20 protein-coding genes and 1 tRNA gene are annotated in these 19819 nt (G+C 36.6%); 1 reads left to right on the forward strand and 20 read right to left on the reverse strand.

Annotated elements, in window-relative coordinates; translation table 11 throughout:
- Nucleotide 1 precedes the first annotated feature (1 nt).
- The 20 genes from J2Z38_RS06655 to J2Z38_RS06750 all read right to left on the reverse strand — a co-directional run bounded on the left by J2Z38_RS06655 (nucleotide 2) and on the right by J2Z38_RS06750 (nucleotide 19251).
- On the reverse strand, nucleotides 2-3373 hold the full coding sequence (locus tag J2Z38_RS06655) for a penicillin-binding transpeptidase domain-containing protein (protein ID WP_209774067.1): 3372 nt from the start codon (nucleotides 3371-3373) through the stop codon (nucleotides 2-4).
- A gap of 8 nt (nucleotides 3374-3381) precedes the next feature.
- Nucleotides 3382-3873 (reverse strand): rod shape-determining protein MreD, encoded by a 492-nt coding sequence (gene mreD, locus J2Z38_RS06660; RefSeq protein WP_209774078.1) that lies wholly within the window; start codon nucleotides 3871-3873, stop codon nucleotides 3382-3384.
- The gene (mreC, locus tag J2Z38_RS06665; RefSeq protein WP_209774082.1) at nucleotides 3866-4768 is read right to left on the reverse strand and encodes a rod shape-determining protein MreC; all 903 of its coding nucleotides are present in this window, start codon (nucleotides 4766-4768) and stop codon (nucleotides 3866-3868) included. The genes mreD and mreC overlap by 8 nt, the downstream gene beginning before the upstream one ends.
- A 6-nt stretch (nucleotides 4769-4774) precedes the next feature.
- Nucleotides 4775-5785, reverse strand: coding sequence for a rod shape-determining protein (gene mreB / locus J2Z38_RS06670; protein ID WP_209774084.1), 1011 nt, complete (start codon nucleotides 5783-5785; stop codon nucleotides 4775-4777).
- 9 nt (nucleotides 5786-5794) lie between these two features.
- Nucleotides 5795-6475 carry a RadC family protein gene (gene radC, locus J2Z38_RS06675; RefSeq protein ID WP_209774086.1) on the reverse strand — a complete coding sequence of 227 codons (681 nt, stop codon included), beginning with the start codon at nucleotides 6473-6475 and terminating at the stop codon, nucleotides 5795-5797.
- Nucleotides 6476-6994 carry a Gx transporter family protein gene (locus tag J2Z38_RS06680; RefSeq protein ID WP_209774089.1) on the reverse strand — a complete coding sequence of 173 codons (519 nt, stop codon included), beginning with the start codon at nucleotides 6992-6994 and terminating at the stop codon, nucleotides 6476-6478. It abuts the gene before it with no gap.
- Nucleotides 6994-7383, reverse strand: coding sequence for a NusG domain II-containing protein (locus J2Z38_RS06685; protein ID WP_209774091.1), 390 nt, complete (start codon nucleotides 7381-7383; stop codon nucleotides 6994-6996). The genes J2Z38_RS06680 and J2Z38_RS06685 overlap by 1 nt, the downstream gene beginning before the upstream one ends.
- Nucleotides 7384-7484: 101 nt before the next feature.
- Entirely contained in the window at nucleotides 7485-8285 is an 801-nt protein-coding gene (locus tag J2Z38_RS06690) for an RnfABCDGE type electron transport complex subunit B (RefSeq protein ID WP_209774093.1), read from the reverse strand.
- A 9-nt stretch (nucleotides 8286-8294) separates the two neighbouring features.
- On the reverse strand, nucleotides 8295-8870 hold the full coding sequence (locus J2Z38_RS06695) for an electron transport complex protein RnfA (protein WP_209774100.1): 576 nt from the start codon (nucleotides 8868-8870) through the stop codon (nucleotides 8295-8297).
- A gap of 8 nt (nucleotides 8871-8878) precedes the next feature.
- A complete protein-coding gene (rsxE, locus tag J2Z38_RS06700) occupies nucleotides 8879-9508 on the reverse strand; it encodes an electron transport complex subunit RsxE (protein WP_209774102.1) in 630 nt (209 codons plus the stop codon).
- Between the two features lie 8 nt (nucleotides 9509-9516).
- The gene (locus J2Z38_RS06705) at nucleotides 9517-10059 is read right to left on the reverse strand and encodes an FMN-binding protein (RefSeq protein WP_209774109.1); all 543 of its coding nucleotides are present in this window, start codon (nucleotides 10057-10059) and stop codon (nucleotides 9517-9519) included.
- Nucleotides 10052-11032, reverse strand: coding sequence for an RnfABCDGE type electron transport complex subunit D (locus tag J2Z38_RS06710; RefSeq protein WP_209774111.1), 981 nt, complete (start codon nucleotides 11030-11032; stop codon nucleotides 10052-10054). Before J2Z38_RS06710 ends, J2Z38_RS06705 begins: the two co-directional genes overlap by 8 nt.
- An 8-nt stretch (nucleotides 11033-11040) precedes the next feature.
- Nucleotides 11041-12369 carry an electron transport complex subunit RsxC gene (gene rsxC / locus J2Z38_RS06715; RefSeq protein ID WP_209774113.1) on the reverse strand — a complete coding sequence of 443 codons (1329 nt, stop codon included), beginning with the start codon at nucleotides 12367-12369 and terminating at the stop codon, nucleotides 11041-11043.
- Nucleotides 12370-12442: 73 nt separating this feature from the next.
- Nucleotides 12443-13099: a lytic transglycosylase domain-containing protein gene (locus J2Z38_RS06720; RefSeq protein WP_209774118.1), complete on the reverse strand. Its 657-nt coding sequence runs from the start codon at nucleotides 13097-13099 to the stop codon at nucleotides 12443-12445.
- On the reverse strand, nucleotides 13086-13688 hold the full coding sequence (coaE, locus tag J2Z38_RS06725) for a dephospho-CoA kinase (protein ID WP_209774120.1): 603 nt from the start codon (nucleotides 13686-13688) through the stop codon (nucleotides 13086-13088). The genes J2Z38_RS06720 and coaE overlap by 14 nt, the downstream gene beginning before the upstream one ends.
- Nucleotides 13675-16308 carry a DNA polymerase I gene (gene polA / locus J2Z38_RS06730; protein ID WP_209774121.1) on the reverse strand — a complete coding sequence of 878 codons (2634 nt, stop codon included), beginning with the start codon at nucleotides 16306-16308 and terminating at the stop codon, nucleotides 13675-13677. The genes coaE and polA overlap by 14 nt, the downstream gene beginning before the upstream one ends.
- A gap of 121 nt (nucleotides 16309-16429) precedes the next feature.
- A complete protein-coding gene (locus J2Z38_RS06735; protein WP_209774123.1) occupies nucleotides 16430-16648 on the reverse strand; it encodes a hypothetical protein in 219 nt (72 codons plus the stop codon).
- 598 nt (nucleotides 16649-17246) lie between these two features.
- Nucleotides 17247-17333: transfer RNA gene (locus tag J2Z38_RS06740), tRNA-Leu, on the reverse strand.
- A gap of 32 nt (nucleotides 17334-17365) precedes the next feature.
- Nucleotides 17366-17926 (reverse strand): phosphatase PAP2 family protein, encoded by a 561-nt coding sequence (locus J2Z38_RS06745; RefSeq protein WP_209774125.1) that lies wholly within the window; start codon nucleotides 17924-17926, stop codon nucleotides 17366-17368.
- Nucleotides 17923-19251, reverse strand: a complete 1329-nt coding sequence (locus J2Z38_RS06750) for a CapA family protein (protein WP_209774126.1) — start codon at nucleotides 19249-19251, stop codon at nucleotides 17923-17925. Before J2Z38_RS06750 ends, J2Z38_RS06745 begins: the two co-directional genes overlap by 4 nt.
- A 115-nt stretch (nucleotides 19252-19366) precedes the next feature.
- Between J2Z38_RS06750 and J2Z38_RS06755 the strand changes: the two genes are divergently transcribed.
- Complete coding sequence (locus tag J2Z38_RS06755; protein WP_209774128.1) at nucleotides 19367-19786, forward strand: PaaI family thioesterase; 420 nt, start codon at nucleotides 19367-19369, stop codon at nucleotides 19784-19786.
- The last annotated feature ends 33 nt before the right edge of the window (nucleotides 19787-19819 follow it).

Here is a 19819-nt window from a genome sequence, read left to right on the forward strand (position 1 = left end):
ACTAATGTCCGTGGTTGTGGTCCCCACCATTGGCTGATTCGCCAAGGTCTTGGATGTCTTTGGCGGTTGGCTCTGCGTTTATCATCTCAACATTCAAATCAAAGTACCTAGCAACAATATCTCTCATAATAGGAGAGGCATTGTAGGAAGTATCACCTTGGGTTAATACAATAGATATTGCTATTTCTGGATTATCATAAGGTGCAAAGCCTACCATCCATGCATAGGTATCATAGTCTGTGCCATCAGGGTTTTTACCCTCTACCTCAGCTGTACCAGTTTTTATACCAATATCCATAGGTAATTGACTTAATAAAGCATTTTTCTGAGCAACAAGTAGGGTACCATATTTGATATCTTCAAGATATTTCTTATCCTTAATATCTATTTTCTCGTTTTCTGGCACATTTTCAAATAAAACTTCACCAGAATCGTGGTTTTTAACCTTATTTATAAGGGTGAATTTATTTAGATAACCACCATTAGTTAGAGTAGCTATAGCCCTGTTCATCTGGATAGGTGTATAGGAGTTTTGGCCCTGGCCAATTACGATATTTAGCATATCTGTAATATCCCAAACAGCTTGATTTAGATATGTGTACTTGATTGTATCAGCAAGTCCATCTCTTTGACCTTCAGGAACCATCAAGGCATCATAACCTCTTTCATCAAAGAAGTCTATAATCGCTTTTCTTGACCATTCATTAGGATTATCTGTAAATTTGACTATATCTGTAATATCTTGCTCGTATTCATCCCTAGCTTTCTTGACCCCTTCCTTAATAAAAAGAGTAAGATTTTTTTCTAGGTAGTCTTTGAGCATTAACTTGGTTACTTCAACTTTCTTTCCAATTGATGGGACATTACCTTTAGCTTCTTTTGGTATATTTATTTCTATTCCTGTTTCCTCATCAAGACCTAACATTTCAGCAGCCAACCTTATGTCATTTAATTCTAGCTTGGTTGTAAGAGTGTCGCCATCTTCTGGATTTTCTCCAAGGGCTAGGGTGTAGAAATAGTAGTTACAAGAATCTCTTATTGCTCCATATAGGTTTTCCTCACCGTGGGTCATACCACTTTCAGTATAAATCAAGCAAGAAAATCTCCTATTACCTATTTCCATAAAACCATGACAATTATTTATAGCAAGTGGGTCTAGGCCCTTTTCTAGGGCTGCAAGTGCTGTCACTAGCTTAAAGGTTGAACCTGGCATTACTGCTGTTTGGGTTGCTATATTTAACATAGGCCTTGGAGCAAGTGGACCTTCGCTATCCTCTACCTGAAGAGCTTCCCAGTCGGAAGTTGAAATACCAGTTGAAAATAAGTTTGGATCGTAGTTTGGATAAGAGGCTAAAGCAAGGACTTCCCCAGTCTTAACATTAGATACAACTACAGCCCCACTTTCAGCGTGAGGAGCCATTTTAAATGGTCTAAAAGACCCATATTCTGATTCATATAAGCCTGTCTCCCTAAGAGCCCTAAGAACACCTTCTAGTGAATCTTCTGCTTGTTTTTGAAGCTTAGCATCTATTGATAAATAGACATCATCACCTGGTTCTGATTTGGTTTGAGAAATGGTCTCTCTCCTATTTCCAGAAGAGTCAACCGTAACTAAGGACCTTCCATTTTTGCCCTTGAGGTTATCTTGGTAGGATTCTTCTATACCAGTTTTACCAATAATTTCGTCTCTCAGATAGGCTCTTTCTTTGACATACTTATCAACTTCCTGGCTTGTTGCAATTGGGCCCATGTAGCCAAGAACATGACTTGCTAAGTTTCTATTTGGATAAGACCTGATTGGAATAGTTTCAACGACAACTCCTGATCCAGAATCAATTTTTTCTTCTATTTTTAAAACTGTTGACTCATCGAGATTATAAACAATATTTATTGGTCTATAGCCAAAAGAACCTTGCCTATTTAAAGTATTGTCGATAGTTAATATCCCAACAGCTTCAACATCACTATAAGAATCAAGTCCATTTACCTTCTTTAGGTATTCTAAGATTTTTTGTCCGTCATTTTCATTCATAAGTATATCTACAGTTTCCTTTGTAGAATTTGCCCTATCTTTATTGGCATAATGGGTATAAAAATCTTTCTTATCTATAGTAAAGGTGTATTTCCAGTCGTCTGGATCATCTTCTGTTATATCTATATTTGGATAAATATTATTTCTTGTATTGGCATTTTGAGCCATGTATTTTACATATTCTGACAAAATTAAAGGCTTTATTAGGTCATGTTCTTCTGCAAGTCTTGCTAGTTCGTCTATGGCAGAACCTGCCTGTGGGTTTTTAAACCTTACATCTACAGAATATTGGTTCTTATCATCCTTGGTTTCTGTGATGACTTCTGTTTCAAAGTTTGCATAAATCCCCTTGTTTTCAAGCTCTTCTATGAGCATATTAGCAGGAATGATGTAGGCTCCCTTATCATCTACCATGGCCGATGCCAAAACATCTTTGATTGTAGAATTTTTTACTATTTCACAAAAATCGTCACTTGGCTTTGAGTCAAGGGTGATTTTTTTGAATACCTTATGAAGTCTAGCCTTTTTTTCAACTAGGTCCTGGTCGCTTTTAATTGCATAGGCATCCATAGTTAGGCTTCCTAAAAGCTTGTGCCTTTCCAAAATCCTATAGGCAAGTAGCCTTGCGTGTGAATTTTGAAGGATAGATAGTAAAACCGACCTATCTTCACCGACTGATTCTAGGATTACGTCTATAGGGTCGTCGTCTTTTTTGTGACCTATATTGGCAAGTTTTTTCTCATAATTTTTCTTATATTCTACCTTGAGCTTACCATTTTCCTGACTTATGTGAGCTGGCACATCTATCCCCCTCTTTTTAAGTGCAAGAATGGCTGTATTTAAGGTTTCATACTTAATTCCATCTTCTTCATAAGTAGAAAGTAAAAACTCTTCTATAAGGTCATTTTCTATTAACTTGTGGACCACATCTTCGATTGGCATTTCTTTTTTCTTGAAGTAGTCTAAGTCCTTTTTATATTTAAAAGTGTTTAATTTTATACTAAAATCTTCAGTATAGTTGACTCCATCTTCTTCAAGGATATCAACCAAGTTTGAGATCAATTCTATTCTTTTATCTTCATCCAAGCTCATCAACTCATCTTTATAGAGCTTAACTGCGAAGGATGGTATAGATGTGGCCAAGATTTTACCGTTTCTATCGTAGATATTGCCCCTACTTGCAAGTTCGTCGACTTCTTTAACTTTCCTATTATCGGATAAGTCTCTGTAATAATCACCCTTGTTAACCATTACATTAAAAAGTCTAAAAACGATGGTGATAATAGCGAGCACCACAACTACTTGGATGAAAATAAATCTATTTTCCTTTTTATTTCTCATAAAATCCCCTAAATTCTATAGGTTGGTATATACATTATCTTTTTGATAAGCATGTAATAAACTAAGTAGATAAGTGAATTAAAAATTGCTTCTACCAGGATTTCAAGGCCAAAATAACCAGTTATTGAGTTTAAACTCTTGCCAAAAATATAGTAGATACCATTCACTAACAGGAAGTTAAAAATAGTTGCTAAGACACAAACAATTAGTCCTGCCTGCTTGTCTTTTGATACCTTTATAAATTCTCCCGAAGAAACAACCCCTATTAGGTAGTAAGAAAGGGCCCTCACTCCTACTAGGCTTGAAAATAGAAAGTCTTCAAAGAGGCCTACTAAAAGACCCCCTAGCCTTCCAGTTCTGTTTGGCAAAATTTGGGATAAGGCTATGGTTGCAGGAATAAGAATGTTTACATTTGCCCCTATGATATCAATTTTAGCAAAGATTGAGGTTTGTAAAATAAAACTTATTAATAAAATTAAAAAGCTTTTAAATTTATTCATAGATTTCGCCCTCCTCTTGCTTTTTCTCCTTAGTTACAGGTTTTTTATCAATCGAATAAGTCGCGTCGTGTTTCAATACTAAGACCCTATACAAGTGTGAAAAATCAACAGGTGATTTGATAGTGATATTTTTTCTTAGGGAGTCCTCACTCATTGTTACTGTAGCAACCCTACCTATGTAGATTCCGTAAGGATAAATTCCGCCTAGACCACTTGTTAGGAGTATGTCCTTTTCGTTAATCTTGCTTTCAAGATCAATCATAAAGCCTTGGATGGTGTTTTTATTGAAAACATCAATCACACCATAGTCACCAGAATTTGCATTTACAAAAGAAACGTCATTTTCATTTGAATTTAAGGTTTCAACCCTGGCTGTAGTTTTATATACTTCTGTGACCTTACCAACAAGTCCTGTGTAGAACTTGCTATCTCCAACAGCTTGAAGAATGATGTCGTTTTTTTCAATCCCATCCACAGCTCCCTTGTCGATTGTAAAATGAGTTGTCATTGCATTAACATCTGTGTTTATAAGCTTGGCCTTAATGTATTTATTTTCTGTGCCATTTGTCGCAGCTGCTTCGTCTTTTAAAAACTCTTCCCTATTTATAGTTGCTAAAAGTCTCGCATTTTCCATTACAAGTGACCTGTTGTCTGCCTCAAGTTTCAATACTTGCTCACGAGTTTCCTTAGATCCAATTGTCCTTTCAACCTGCTCAATCATAGCAGATGATATAGAGTAAGTCACTTTTTCAATTGGTCTTAGGATTGTATTTGCAAGGTTTGATCCTGTTTGTGATATAGTTTCACTTTGGCTTGAAATAAGTATGAGCAGACCTAGGCCTACAACTGTAAATATGAAAGGTTTTTTATCTTTTTTTACTCTCTTATATGCCATATTTACCTACTTACGATATTTTAAATACTTATCTGGATTTTCTAGAATTAATCCCGCTCCTAGGATTGCATCTGTGCCTGGATCTTCTGAGCGATAGGATTTTAGACCGATTTTCTTTTCTATATATTCGGCAAGTCCAGCAAGCTTTGACAAGGATCCAGAAAGGGCAAAGCCATCTCTTCTGATATCTGAGGATATTTCTGGTGGTGTCTTTTCAAGGGCTACTAAGACCATTTCACAAACTTCGTCTGCAAAAGGAAGGATGCAAGAAACTAACTCGCTAGAACTTACACTTACAGTCTTTGGTCTAGCATCTAGAAGGTCTCTGCCGTTTACTTCCATCTGGTTGTTGCCATCTTTTATCTTTAGTGATGCAAGGTTAATCTTAACCTCTTCTGCAGTATTTTTGCCGATTTCAAGGTTCTTTTCTTCCCTAAAATAATCAACAATTTTTTCATCTAGGTAGTCACCGCCCTTGTTCATTGTGGCAGAAACTACTATTCCATTTAGTGAAATAACCGCAACTTGGCTTGTGCCGGCACCCATATTTATCATTAATATCCCCCTAGGTTCATCTGGGGAAAGGTTCATCCCATAGGCTGCTGCAAGCGATTCATCAACAAGGATAATATCCCTGCTGCCTGCATGAAGGGCAGCATCTTCAACTGCTCTTTTTTGTATATCTGTAATACCAGATGGGACAACAATCACAACTCTTGGTTGGATTAGGCTAAAGCCAGGATTCACCTTATCAAAAAAGTAATTGAGCATGGCTTCTGTGAGATTAAAATCAGTTATAACTCCGTTTTTGATTGGCTTTACAACTTGTATATCCTCGTGGGTTTTACCAAGCATATCCTTAGCCTTTTGGCCAACAGCTTCTACCTTGGTGTGATTTTCATCAAGAACCAGGCTTGAAGGCTCATTTATTATAAGGCCCTCGCCTTTTTTATATACTGAAATATTGCTAGTGCCAAGGTCTATGGCAAAGTCTGTAGCAATCATTTTAAATTTCATCCTAAACTCCTAAATATAATTATCTTTTTTTAAACTTACATAAGATCCGTGGCCAATAATCAAGTGGTCAAGGACGTTGATATCAAGGATTTCTCCCGCATCTATCAGCCTGTGGGTGATTAATAAATCTGCCTTTGAAGGGCTAGGATTGCCCGATGGATGGTTGTGGGCCAAAATCATTGACTTGGCAGACTTTTTTATGGCTGGCTTAAAGACTTCCCTAGGATTAACTATTGAAGAAGACAAGTCTCCAATTGAAATAAGTTCCTTGGAAATAACTTCATTTTTATTATTAAGAAGGATTGTATAAAAATATTCCCTGTCTTTAAGGCTGATGGTGTCTTTTATATATTTATAAGCATCCTCATTTGAGCTAATCTTATATTTTTCCTTATTTAAGATATTTTCCTTAATCCTCTTGCCTAGTTGAAGGCTTGCTATAATCTTTGAAGCCTTGGCCTCTTTAATCCCATTTATTTTTGTAAGCTCCTCGACTTCTATTTCTAAAAGAGCCTCCTCACTAAAGGTATCAAGTATTTCCTCAGCAAGGTCAATGGCATTTTTCTTATCTGTCCCAGTTGATATAATTATGGCAAGAAGCTCCTTTTCACTCAGGCTGTCGTGGCCCAACTTTATAAGTTTTTCCCTAGGCCTATCTATAAGCTTCATATCCTTGATAGTTTGTTTCATTTAAACATTTTCTCCGATCTTTATTTTTTTCATATGCTTTATAATAAAGTTTGAAGAAAGTCCTACAAAAAATCCACTAAAGGTGCCGACCAAAACTAGGGCTGGAAAATAAGTAAACATCTTGATATTTTCCATAATGATAGCTGAAACTATAATTTGTCCTAGGTTGTGGGCAAAGGCTCCTATTTCGCTTACACCAATAAAAGAAAATAAGCGGTCGTGGTACTTTAAGGCGATTGCCATAGCGATTGATGAAAGAATCGCACCTGCTGCTGAGTAGAAAAACGAAGTCACAGCCCCTGTTATCAATACCAACATAAAACTTTTTAAAAGTGCTATGGTGAGACTTGCCTTAAATCCATAAAAATAAAGACTTACTAGTATTATTATATTTGAAAGTCCAAGTTTTGCACCTGGTATTGGCACAGGAACAGGGATTTGTAGTTCAATAAGTGAAATTATTAGGGCAAGGGCCACCAAAAGCGCCATATTAGTTAAATCTTTGATATTTTTACCCATTAGTTCACCACCTTATCTATTGCATCGTCATCTTTTTTCTTGTCCTTATGGCTTTCAAGCTCCAAAAACAACCTATGTGGCAGGCAGATAATTGTTTGGCCTTCCTTTTCTATAGGGTGCATATGGGCACAAATCTGGTCTTGGCAGTCAGCCTCGCTTATAAATGCTTTCTTGTTTTTAATAACAATTTTATTGTAATGGCCTCCATAATTAACCACGTATTCTGTATCCTTATCCATAGGGAGTTTTTTAATGACTTTTCCATCTTGTTCTACTACAAGCATATCTCCCTCATATCCTGTAGTCATCTTATCAATTGCAAAATTCAGGCCAAAACTTAAAAAAATCAGGCCAACAATTACAATTATATCTCCTTTTCTTATCTTCATAATAACCTCTATATCTATTTTAATATTTTATAAAATAATCATGGTTATATTATATGGTTTTTGGCCAATAAAAAAAGACCCCGAAGGGTCTTCTTTAAATTTTATTCAAAGATAGTTATACATTTATTTGGACATTTTTCACAAGCTGTCTTTAGCAATTCTTGATCGATTTCGTCAATATGAACTGCCTTAGATAAAAAGTTATCCATTTCAAAGGCTTCTGGATAAGTCTTAGCACAGATTGTACAACCTATACAAGAATTAGAGCATTTACCCCTTGCGTCCTTGCCCTTATCATGTGATGAGCAAAGAACCGCTTGTTTTTGCTTAAATGGTACAAGGTCAATAATGTGTTTTGGACATACTTCCACACACTTTTTACAAGCTACACACTTATCTCTATTAACTTTGGCAACGCCGTTTATGATGTGGATTGCATCAAATGGACAAGCTTTTTCGCATGTACCACAACCTATACAACCATAATCACAGGCTTTTTTACCACCAAATAGTGCGATTTGTACCCTACAATCTTCAAGACCTTGGTATTTATATTGGTCCTTGGCTGCTTCGCAAGTACCATTACAATGTACTAGGGCAACTTTTCTATCATCTGCACCTGTCGCTTCAACACCCATAGCTGCAGCTACCGCTGCTGTTACACTTGCACCACCAATGGCACAACCATTTACAGGAGCTTCTCCCTTAGCGATTGCTTCTGCAAGACCATCGCAACCAGGAAATCCACAAGCACCGCAGTTAGCACCTGGTAGGCATTCCCTAACTGCTGCTTCTTTAACTGATTTTTCTACGTGAAATTTTTGTGAAATAAAGCCTAGGGCAATCGCAAAGATAAAGCCCATTATAGCAAGTATTGCTACCGGCAATAATAAATTTTCCATTCTTACCTCCTATGCTAAACCTGCAAAGCCCATGAAGGCTATAGCCATTAGACCTAGGGTTATAAGAGACATTGGAGCTCCCTTAAATGACTCAGGTATTTTGTTATATTCGATTTTTTCTCTTAGATAAGCAAGGATCATGATTGCTAACATAAAACCAATTGATGCTGCAAAGGCATAAACTGTTGATTCTACAAGGTTGTATGATAGGTCGATTGCTTTTATAGCTACACCTAGTACAACGCAGTTTGTAGTAATAAGTGGAAGATATACACCAAGTGCGCCGTAAAGAGCTGGCATGGATTTCTTCATTACTGTTTCTACTGATTGAACAAGGGTTGCTATTACCAAGATAAAGACAACTGTCTGTAGGTATTGAACATTAAAAACTTCTAGTATGTAGTGTTGGATAAACCAAGTAATAACTGTTGCAAGTACTATTACGAAGATTACTGCAAAGCCCATACCCCTTGCGGTTTCAACCTTGCTGGTTACACCGAGGGTTGGACAGATACCTAAGAATTGTCCTAATACATAGTTTGATACAAATATAGTTGCTATTATAATTTTAAATAATTCTGCCATAATAACTCCTAATCAACTTTCTTTTTCTTATTCATTATAGCATGGAAGGCTCCAAAGATTAGACCTAGGACTATAAATGATGATGCTGGTTGAAGCATGAAGCCTATGGTGTATCCTTCTGGAATAACTGGCATGCCAAAAAGTGTTCCTGATCCTAATAATTCCCTAAAGAAAGCTAGGATTGATATAGCTATTGTATAACCAAGACCTTGGCTGATACCATCTACTATTGATGGGATTGGACCGTTTTGGCTTGCAAAACCTTCAGCACGGGCAAGGATTATACAGTTTACAACTATAAGTGGAATAAAGATACCTAGACTCTTATCAAGAGCTGGAGCATAAGCCTTTATTAGCATTTGAACTATAGTTACGAAGCCTGCTATTACTACGATAAATGATGGGATTCTGATTTCATCTGAGATGAAATTACGAAGTAATGATATAACTAAGTTACTCATCACAAGTACGAATGTTACAGATATACCCATACCAACAGCATTAATTAATGATGAAGATATAGCTAGTACTGAACACATACCAACCATCTGTACTAGGACAGGGTTGTTTTTAATTATACCGTCGGTAAATATTTTGCCGTAATTTACCTTTGGTTTTTTATCTTTTTGTTTTTCCATGATATCTCCTATTCTAAGCTAGTAAGTACTTCTCTTGCGGCGTTGATACCTCTTAAGATAGTAGATGTTGAAATTGTCGCACCTGAGATGCCAACTATTTCATTTTCTCCGCCTGCTGCACTTGCCTTAACTTCTTGGTCCATGTTTACTCCAACCATTCCCTGTTTGAAATAATCTTGTTCCATTTCAGCACCAAAACCTGCTGATTCTGATTGGTTTAGAGGAGCAAAACCTGTTATGTTATGGTCTTTGTCAACACCGATTAAAAATTCAATGTCACCACCATAACCACCTGGCGAGTTGATTTGGAAAACATATCCGTCACCTTCAGCACTGCTTGCCTTGTAAACTGCTTCTACAACGTCTGGTTTTTCAACATCTAGCTCTTCATAGCTATCTGCCTTATATACTACTGCCAAGCTTTCTTTGAGCTCTTCTTGTTGGCGAGCCTCTATGATTGGCTTAGTCATATTGTTTGTAAAGGCAAGGGCTAGGGCTGTAACTGATGTGATTAAAAGTAATTTAAAACCTAATTTTAAACTATTATTCATTTTTAGCTCCTTTTTTTGCCTTGGCCTTACCAAAAATCCTGTCCCTAGTGTGTTTTTCAATAACAGGTACTAGGAGATTCATTAGTAAGATTGAATAAGAAACACCTTCTGGATATCCACCCCAAAGTCTAATGACTGCTGTTAATAAACCGCAACCAAAGGCAAATACGATTTGTCCTTTAGGTGTGATTGGGGCTGTGGTGTAGTCTGTTGCCATAAAGAAGGCACCAAGGATTAGACCACCTGATAGGATGTTTTTAAGTATATAATCTAGATTTACCTTATCCCCAAAAATTGCAAGGATTAGGGTAGTTGTTAGTATGTATACTAATGGAATTCTTATGTGAATTACTTTTCTAATTAATAGGTAGCATGCACCGAGTAAAAGGGCTAGGGCACTTATTTCACCAAGACAGCCTGGGATGTGACCAATAAATAAGTCCATAATTGTGTAGGCTTTTGGATTAGAAAGTGGTGTTGCCGCACTTAGCATTGATACGTCGCTAACTGTTTTTAAGGTTGCTACTCTTTCTGTTGGTACAAAGTTTGTCATGGTTGATGACCAAGATGCCATCAAAAATGCTCTTGCACCGAGTGCTGGGTTTACAATGTTTTGACCGATACCACCATAGAGCATCTTACAAATTACTATCGCAAATACTGATCCTATTACAAGTTGCCATACTGGAAGTGTAAATGGCACGTTGTAGGCAAGTAAGATACCTGTTACAACTGCTGATAGGTCTTTGATTGTGTTTTCTTTTTTAATACATTTATTAAAGATTGTCTCAGCTAATACACAAGTGATCACAGATGCTAAGATAAGAACTAAAGCCCTATAACCAAAGTAGTAAACAGAAACAGCGCCAGCAGGTAAAAGTGCAATGATAACATCGAGCATGTCATTTGCGACTGTTCTTTTACTCCTAATATGTGGAGAAGCTGTTACTAATAATTGTTTATTATTTTCCATATTTCCCCCTATTTTCCTGCCTGTCTTATTTGTCTCTTAGCAAACTTGATAGCCTCAACTAGTGGTCTTCTGGCTGGGCAAACAAATGAACAAGATCCACACTCTATACAGTCGAGTGCACCTTCTTCATCTGCCTTTTCGAACCTACCATCTAGGGCATGTTTGTGGATGTAGTTTGGAAGTAAGAATACTGGACATACACTTACACACCTACCACATCTGATACATGGTGTTGGATCTTCTATAAAGGCATCCTTGCTATCAAATACTAGGATACAGTTTGTAGCTTTTTCTACTGGTTTATTTAAGTCAGGTTGGGCTATACCACACATAGGTCCGCCGTTTATAACCTTTGCGATTTCTTCCGCACCGCCGGCTTCTTCGATAAGGTCGTTAAAACTTGTGCCGATTCTTACTACCATATTTTGTGGATTTTTAACAGTCCTACCTGTTACTGTAAGAATTCTTTCATAAAGTGGTTTTCCCATAAAAAGTGCTTCATAAATAGCATTTACAGTTGAAACGTTAGATACAACTGCTCCTACGTCCATTGGAAGACCGCCTGATGGGACTTCTCTTTTGAGGGTTGCATTTATAAGTCTTTTTTCATCACCTTGTGGGTATTTGGTTTCAAGGCTTGCAACTTTAATTGTGCCGTCAAATTTATTTGACTTAGCAAATTCCGCTAGGGCTTCTGTCATAGTTTTGTAGGCTTGTGGCTTATTATTTTCTATGGCGATTACGCCGTCTTTTGCATTTACAGCCTTCATTACTTGGATGAGTCCTTTTATTATATGTAAAGGATAATTTTTCATTATGTAATCATCGCAAGTTATGTAAGGTTCACATTCTGCCCCGTTTACTATAACAGTATCGATTGGTTTATTTGGTGAATATTTAATGTGAGCTGGGAAAGCTGCACCACCCATACCAACGATTCCTGCCTCTTTAACCTTGGCTACAATTTCTTCTGAGCTTAAGTTTACGTTTTCTAGCTCAGTATATTGAACTTCTTGGTCGAAACCTTCTGTATCGATTACTACTGCCTTACAGTTTTTGCCTGAGGCACTTTGTATATCGATTACATCTTTTACAACTCCTGCTACTGAGGAGTGGATATTTGCTGAGAAGTTACCTACTGCAGATCCTAAAAGATCTCCTACAGCAACTTCGTCATTTTTCTTTACATTGCATTTGCTTGGTGCACCTATGTGTTGGGTAAGTGGAATGGTTACAAGCTTTGGAATAGCTGCAGTATGAAGACTGCTGTTTTCTGAAAGTTCTTTGTATTCTTCCATCTTAACACCATGGGCAAATGTCACAGTATTAGCTGCCATAAATTTCTCCTTCTTTAAAAAATTTCTTCCCGATACTTCTATTATAAATTATATCGGGAAATTTCTCAATGGTTTATTTAAGATTTGCAAAAATATCTTCTATAAATACCATAAAGTTGTCAAAGGCTAATTGCTTTAAATCAGCCATTCTCTTCTCACTAGGCAATCCATTTTTGTAAAATTTCTTATAGACATCATAATTTGCGTTAATTTTGGTTACATATTGCCTAGTTTCTTCAAAAGGAATCTTTAAAACATCTGGATTGTTAGGGTCAAGAATTCCTTCCTTTATCCATTTGTCAACATTTCCTACACCACCATTATAGGCTGCAAGGGCTAAGTCCCTATTATTGTAGTACCTATAAAGGTAATCGTAATAAGCGACACCTAAATCAAGATTATATTCAACGTCAGATAACTTATCTGGGTAAAATTCTTTGCCGGTTAACTCTGCTGCATGGGATGCAGTTTCGTCTAGAAGTTGCATTAGACCTTGGGCGCCTTGGTGACTTTGGGCATCCTTATCAAAGTCTGATTCTACCTTGATTATAGCTGCTGTTAAGAGTGGGTCTACGTTATATTTTTCAGATGACTTATAAATCTCATCTTGGTAGCTTATCCTTGTCCTTGATGTTTGGTAGGCTATAGTCCCGTAGCAAACTACAAATAAAATTAGGATGGCAAGGAGGATAAAACCTATAAGTTTTCCAAACCATTTAATTACTTTCATAAATTTTCTCCCTTCTTAGGATATTTTTTACATTTTCCCTTAGGTCTTCGAGGCTGGTGTTATTTTTTATTACAATTTCCCTGCCATCCCTTGGTCCCATTAGTGCTTCTTGGTTTCTGATTTTTGATTCAGCATAAAACCCACCAATATCATCTCTTTTGGCAAGCCTTTGGGCTTGGATATTTTTATCAGTTTCTACAAACAAAACCAAGTCAGCAGGAAATCTCACTGACATTTGATAGAAAAGTGGAATTTCAATAAAGATATTTTTTTCATCTGTCTCTTCAATTTTCCTTTCTATTTCCCTTATAATTATTGGATGGCTTATAGAATTGAGCCTTTTCATAAGGTCTGGGGCAGAAAAAATCATTTTTGCCAGGTGTTTTTTATCTAACTTCCCACCATCAAAGGCCTTTCTAAAGAAGGGGTCGGCCTTGATAGCTTCGTAATTTTCCCCACCTTCTTCTAAAAGTTTTTTATTAACTTCATCGGCACTTATGACCTTAAAGCCTAAATCTTTTACAATCTCGCTTACAGCAGATTTGCCAGACCCGATTGTGCCTGTGATTACAATTTTATTTGGATTCATACATACTTTCTCCAAAACCAATATCTACTAGCAAATCTACCTTGAGATCTGCTGCATTTTCCATACATTCCCTAAGGATATCGTGAGCCTTCTCCTTATCTTCCTCACTAGATTCAATGATTATTTCGTCGTGGATCTGGAGGATGATTTTGGCATCAAGGCCTTCTGCCTTGAGTTTTTCGTAGGTTTTTATCATGGCTATCTTTATAATATCAGCAGCTGTACCTTGGATTGGTGTATTTAGGGCAATCCTTTCACCAAAACTTCTGACATTGAAATTTCTCGAAGAAATTTCTGGTACATACCTACGTCTTTTAAATAAAGTTTCTATATAGCCTTGGTCTTTAGCAAGTTTTACCACATTGTCCATGTATTCCTTGATTTGTGGGTAGGATTTTTTATACTTATCTATATAATCCTTGGCCCTAGCCCTTGGAATATTTAGGTTTTGTGATAGGCCATAGTCACTTATACCATAGATTATACCGAAATTTACCGCCTTAGCTTCTGATCTTTGAAGTTTTGTGACCTCACCAAGTGGGGTGTGGAAAACTTCAGAAGCAGTCTGGGTGTGGATGTCTATGCCATGGTTAAAGGCATCTTGCATATTTTTATCATCTGACAGACTCGCCAAGATTCTTAATTCAATTTGTGAATAATCGGCATCGATTAAAACCTTGCCCTCGCCTGCCTTAAAGGCCTTTCTAATGGCCCTGCCTTCGTCAGTTTTGATTGGAAGATTTTGAAGATTTGGCTCTTGGCTTGATAACCTACCAGTTGAGGCAATGTTTTGCCTAAAGGTTGACCTAATCCTACCATCTTCGTCGATGGCGTTTTCGAGGCCTTCTATATAGGTAGAACGAAGTTTGTAAGTTTCCCTATATCTTTCAATTTTTTCTATAATAGGGTGCTTGTCCCTTAACTTATCTAGGACACTGGCATCTGTTGAAAAGCCAGTCTTGGTTTTCTTTATAACAGGAAGCTCAAGGTCCTTAAATAGAACTTCTCCTAATTGCTTGGTAGAATTTATATTAAATTCGCTACCAGCCAAGTCATAAATATCCTGGGTAAGTTCTTCGATTTGCTGATCAAGTTGGGCCTTGATTTCTTCTAGGATTTTCCTATCAGTGCCAAAGCCAATTATTTCCATAGAAGCGAGGACTTTTGCAAGTTTCTTCTCTATATTTTCATATAGATCTACCATTTCATATTCAGCTAGGTTTTTAAAAACCTTATCCTTGGCATCTTCTATGGCATTAACCTTGGATGCTAAGAGTATACTTAAGTCATCTTGGTTGACATCAGCGTATTTTTTAGTCTTAGCCCCCTTGCCAATTAAAGTCTCGTCGATGTCAAGTTCGTAGGCCAAATAAGACTGGCTTAGAAGCTTCAAATCATAAGAAGACCTGGATGGGTCAATTAAATAGTGCATGAGCATTAGGTCATCGTAAGGACCAATTAGGTCAATACCAAGCTTATCTAAAAGGACCATTTCTTCCTTAATATCAAAGGAAACTTTATTAATTGATTCGTCTTCAAAAACTTCTTTTAAATCTTTAATTTTTTCAGGTTCAACTATATAAACGTCAGTATCCTTACTTTTTATAGCTAGTCTATAGATTTCAGAATGGATATAATTTTCCCCATTGTAAACCGACTTAAAGAAAATTTCCTTGTTTTTTTTGCTAGAATCGATTAATTTTTTTAATTCCTCGCTTATCTTGTAAGTAAATTCCTTGCTTGGTGTTTCAGCCGAACCGCCATCAAGTTCTTCCAAAAATTTGTTGAAATTAAGTTTGGAGAATTTCTCCCTAAGGCCAGGAATATCTGGCTCACCAAGGGCTAGGTCGTCGTATTCAAACTCCACTGGTGCGTGGGTTACGATTGTGCCAATTTTTTTGGACATATAAGCGACAGCTTCACCATTTTCAAGGTTTTCTTTGGTTTTTTTACCAGAAATATCATCCAAGTTGTCATAGAGATTTTCGATTGATCCGTACTTCCTAATGAAATCTAGGGCACGCTTTTCACCAATCCCATCAACTCCAGGAATATTATCCGACTTATCTCCCATAAGACCCTTGACATCAATAAGCTGCTTAGGAGTGATTCCGTATTCTTCCTCAATTTTCTCTACAGTGTATTCCACAGTATCTGACACGCCTTTTTTAGTCAGATAAACCAAAACATCATCATCCACAAGCTGCAAATAATCCCTATCACCTGTGATAAGAACAGCCCTATCTCCAGCTTCCTTGGCCATTTCCGCATAAGTACCGACTATATCATCGGCCTCAAAACCATCAAGGTCAGTGTACTTGACCCCCATAGAATCAAGGACGTCTTTTAATATCCCAAACTGATAGGAAAGCTCATTTGGAGTCTTATCCCTATTGGCCTTATAATCCTTGTACTCGTCATTCCTAAAGGTCTTAGACGACCTATCAAAGGCAACAAGGACATAATCTGGTTTGTATTTATCAAAGGCGTTCCTATACATGGTCAAAAAACCATAAACGCCATTAGTCATAACTCCGTCATTGTTGGATAGGTTTGGCAGGGCGAAAAAAGCCCTAAAGATCAAACTCGACCCATCAATCAACATAACAGTTTTCTTCATTATATCTCCTTAACTATACAAAATAGTTTTAAAACTCTGTCCTACCTTATAGTATAACTTATATTGGAAAATTTTTAAAGAAAAAAAGGAAACATCTACGAATGTTCCCTTAAAAAAATTATTAATCTTTAAACTTTTTCTCGATTTTTTGAATATTATCAGTATCTATCCATCCTTCAGAATATCCACAACTAGCACAAAGATACCTATCAACAGGGACAGCAGATATTGTAGTCATACCAACCATAATATTATTGCCAGTTCCATAGGCTCCAGCATGGCCAGGTATTTTGATAATATCACTTGACCCATATTTTGGACATTTATTAGAATTTTTCATAAATAACTCCTTGAGAAAATAATACTTGATTAGTTTTTTCTTTCAAAACTTAGAGGAAACAGAAAAATATTGAATAAAACTAGTAGTATAATAAACTTGAGTAAAAGGAATATAGAATCCATAAGATTCACGTAAAAAAGCAAGGAGACGAGCCTTGCTTTTTTATTTGGGTTAATTATCACTATTTAAATGTCTGTCTAACCACTTGATGACGTAGTGAGTAGTCACGCCAACCACAACAGACAATAAAAAGGAATATAGTCTATCCATAAACTCACCTCCTAACTGTTATCAGTATAGGTGTGTTTAGAGACAAGAAAAAAGGAAATCAGATTCATACGAATCACAAAAAGCAAGGATGCCAGCCTTGCTTTTTTCTTTGCAAAAATTCTAGTAATTTCAAATCATATGAAAGCAGACTTTTATACATATTAAAGCAGGCTTTAAGGGGGTCATAAAGCAGGCTTTAAGAGGGGTATCAAAGCTGGCTTTAAAGATAATAATATAAATATGAATAATATAAAGTTAATAAGTAACCACACAAATTATTAATAATTTTTCAACAAAAAAGCGCTGGATATACCAACGCTTTTCTCTTTGGTGCCGGTGATGGGACTCGAACCCATACGCCCCGGAGGACAACAGATTTTGAGTCTATCTCGTCTGCCAGTTCCGACACACCGGCGTAAATTGCTTACCTATATATTATACAACAATTTATGCCCAGTGTAAATTATATTTTGTTTTTATTTCCCTATATTTTTTAGAATTGTATATTTTTATTGACAATATCCCTATAATTATTCCAAAAACAGCCCCTGCTAGGACGTCTGTTGGGAAGTGGACATAGAGATATAATCTTGAAAAGGCAATCAAGGCTGCCAGGACATTTGTAAATATTTTTAGGGCCTTGTTTTTATTTAGCAAGGTCACAATTGTCGCAAAAGTGAAAGCATAGGAAGTGTGACCTGATGGAAAAGAATTGTCTGATAATTTGTGGACCAAAAGATTGGTGAAATTTACCACATCATAGGGCCTTGGTCTTGCTACTAGGTTTTTAACTAAGATATTTACTAGCAAAATATTTAGGACAAAGGCTAGAACCATGATTTTCCCCTGTTTTTTTAATTCTTTGGCTGCTAAAAATATAAATATAAAGGCTATCCAAATTAGTGACAAATTGCCAGCAGATGAGATTGTCACCATAAACTTATCCAGGGGCGTTGATCTCATATTTTGGATGGCATTTAGAATATTTAATTCAAAATTTACCATCATTCAACTCCTGTGTTTGCAATTTCTAGTGTCATATCGTGGGCCTGTTTTATCCTTGCCCTTTGACTTTCATTTACCAAATCATAGTACTTTCCGCCTTCCAAGAAGTCCTCTGTTAGGTGGTTTTTGATTAAAATTCCATAGTCATTGTAATAAGTCCCAACCCAAATTGGATGGAGCTTTACATTAGCAATTTTTTTATTGCCGCTTGTTAGGTCTTTTTCTAGGTCAATTTCAAGGGATAGTGAGTGTTCTGTCCTGATATCCTTGTTGTTTTCATAATTTTGGTTGGAAATAAAATTGCCGAGAGCATAGGCAATTAGCCCTTTTCTCCCATCTTCTGATTGATAAATTTCAACAGGTTCGACCACGTGTGGGTGGTTTCCTATTACAAGGTCTGCTCCCCAGTCTATCATTTTTCTTCCTAAGGTAATTTGGGCCTCATTTGGCATGGATTGATACTCGATTCCCCAGTGTGGATAGACAATCACAAAGTCCGCTCCCTGGGCCTTGGCCCTGCTAATATCCTTTTTAATTTGGTCTTCATCTGATAAATAACCGAGATTTTCAACTTCTTCCCTTGGGACAATTAAATTTTCCCTACCATTACAGCCGTAAGTATATGCCAAAAATGCGAGTTTAATTCCATTTACTTCTTTAAATAAAATCCTATCTGACTTGTCTTTGAAAGACCCAACATAATCAAGACCTGCTTCTTTGGCTGCTTCCATAGTAGAAAAAACTCCATCAAGCTCTGTATCCATAGAGTGGTTGTTGGCTGTCGAAACTATATCAAAACCAGTTTCTTTTAGGTTTTTTAAGTAGGCCGCTGGCACATTAAATCTTGGAAAACCGGCTACTGGTAAGTCTGGGTTAGTGGTTGTCTCGTAGTTTCCAATGGAAATGTCTGAATCTTTTACAAAATCTTTTAGATAGGTAAATTGATCAGAGAAATCATATTCTCCGCCGCCCTTGTTGTAGGCATACTGAATTTGCGCCATATGGGCCATGATGTCACCAAAGGCTTTTAATTTTACCTTTTTTATTTCAGGTTTTTTCTTAATTTCCTCGGCAACTTCCTTTCTTGCCCTTTCCTCTAAATCTTCCTTGCTGACTTCTTTTTTGCTTACTTCTTGGTTTTTTGCTTTTTCCTTTTCTTCGGCCAGTCTTTGTTCTTCTTCCTTGTGTTTTTGGTAATTATCAATCCTAGTTATTAAATCTGTAACAGACTTGATTGAAATTTCTTCCATATCTTTATTATTTGAACAAGCCACAAGGCCCAAGGCCATGGTTAGGCTTAAGAATATTCTAAAAAATTTTTTCTTCATAAACGCTCCTTACCTATACATTTTATACTATTTAAGGAAATTATTCATCTTTTCTTTATAAAAGAATGAAAGATTTTCCAAAAATCATATAATTATATAGATTAAAGGAGTTAATATGAGTTTTAGTGATCAATTTGATATAGAATTAAGAGAAATAGACGAAGACAACCTTATTTTAAGGTGCAAGATGGAAAAAAATTTCCTAAATGAATTAAATGCCGTCCACGGTGGAGTCTTAATGACCCTTGCTGATAATGCTTCTGGTTATATTGCTTCAGCCAAAAAATATACAGCCCCAACCCTATCCATGACAAGCCACTTCCTAAGACCCCTTATGGCAACGGACTACATCTACGCCAAGGCCAAGGTCATCAAAAGGGGTTCAAGGATAATCACTGTCGACTGTGAAGTCTACGGAGACGATGAAAAAATAGCCGCCATAACCAGGACAGAATTTGCTATTATTAATGACAAACTTGAGGAATCAACAACTGGCGACATGGCTTATTCTAAAGGCAAGTACAAAACATTTTGATTTTTACAAATATAATTGTAGGACAAATAAAGG

It is taken from the genome of Anaerococcus degeneri, assembly GCF_017874475.1.
Taxonomy (GTDB): Bacteria; Bacillota; Clostridia; order Tissierellales; family Peptoniphilaceae; genus Anaerococcus; species Anaerococcus degeneri.

Excerpts from the sequence above, each read along its gene's own strand:
- J2Z38_RS06680 (WP_209774089.1), bottom strand. The coding sequence starts at position 6,994 with ATGGGTAAAAATATCAAAGATTTAACTAATATGGCGCTTTTGGTGGCC.
- J2Z38_RS06735 (WP_209774123.1), bottom strand. The coding sequence starts at position 16,648 with ATGAAAAATTCTAATAAATGTCCAAAATATGGGTCAAGTGATATTATC.
- J2Z38_RS06755 (WP_209774128.1), top strand. The coding sequence starts at position 19,367 with ATGAGTTTTAGTGATCAATTTGATATAGAATTAAGAGAAATAGACGAA.
- J2Z38_RS06750 (WP_209774126.1), bottom strand. The coding sequence starts at position 19,251 with ATGAAGAAAAAATTTTTTAGAATATTCTTAAGCCTAACCATGGCCTTG.
- J2Z38_RS06720 (WP_209774118.1), bottom strand. The coding sequence starts at position 13,099 with ATGAAAGTAATTAAATGGTTTGGAAAACTTATAGGTTTTATCCTCCTT.
- J2Z38_RS06745 (WP_209774125.1), bottom strand. The coding sequence starts at position 17,926 with ATGATGGTAAATTTTGAATTAAATATTCTAAATGCCATCCAAAATATG.
- J2Z38_RS06710 (WP_209774111.1), bottom strand. The coding sequence starts at position 11,032 with ATGGAAAATAATAAACAATTATTAGTAACAGCTTCTCCACATATTAGG.
- radC (WP_209774086.1), bottom strand. The coding sequence starts at position 6,475 with ATGAAACAAACTATCAAGGATATGAAGCTTATAGATAGGCCTAGGGAA.
- mreC (WP_209774082.1), bottom strand. The coding sequence starts at position 4,768 with ATGGCATATAAGAGAGTAAAAAAAGATAAAAAACCTTTCATATTTACA.
- polA (WP_209774121.1), bottom strand. The coding sequence starts at position 16,308 with ATGAAGAAAACTGTTATGTTGATTGATGGGTCGAGTTTGATCTTTAGG.
- J2Z38_RS06695 (WP_209774100.1), bottom strand. The coding sequence starts at position 8,870 with ATGGCAGAATTATTTAAAATTATAATAGCAACTATATTTGTATCAAAC.
- rsxC (WP_209774113.1), bottom strand. The coding sequence starts at position 12,369 with ATGGCAGCTAATACTGTGACATTTGCCCATGGTGTTAAGATGGAAGAA.
- J2Z38_RS06690 (WP_209774093.1), bottom strand. The coding sequence starts at position 8,285 with ATGGAAAATTTATTATTGCCGGTAGCAATACTTGCTATAATGGGCTTT.
- rsxE (WP_209774102.1), bottom strand. The coding sequence starts at position 9,508 with ATGGAAAAACAAAAAGATAAAAAACCAAAGGTAAATTACGGCAAAATA.
- coaE (WP_209774120.1), bottom strand. The coding sequence starts at position 13,688 with ATGAATCCAAATAAAATTGTAATCACAGGCACAATCGGGTCTGGCAAA.
- mreD (WP_209774078.1), bottom strand. The coding sequence starts at position 3,873 with ATGAATAAATTTAAAAGCTTTTTAATTTTATTAATAAGTTTTATTTTA.
- J2Z38_RS06685 (WP_209774091.1), bottom strand. The coding sequence starts at position 7,383 with ATGAAGATAAGAAAAGGAGATATAATTGTAATTGTTGGCCTGATTTTT.
- J2Z38_RS06705 (WP_209774109.1), bottom strand. The coding sequence starts at position 10,059 with ATGAATAATAGTTTAAAATTAGGTTTTAAATTACTTTTAATCACATCA.
- J2Z38_RS06655 (WP_209774067.1), bottom strand. The coding sequence starts at position 3,373 with ATGAGAAATAAAAAGGAAAATAGATTTATTTTCATCCAAGTAGTTGTG.
- mreB (WP_209774084.1), bottom strand. The coding sequence starts at position 5,785 with ATGAAATTTAAAATGATTGCTACAGACTTTGCCATAGACCTTGGCACT.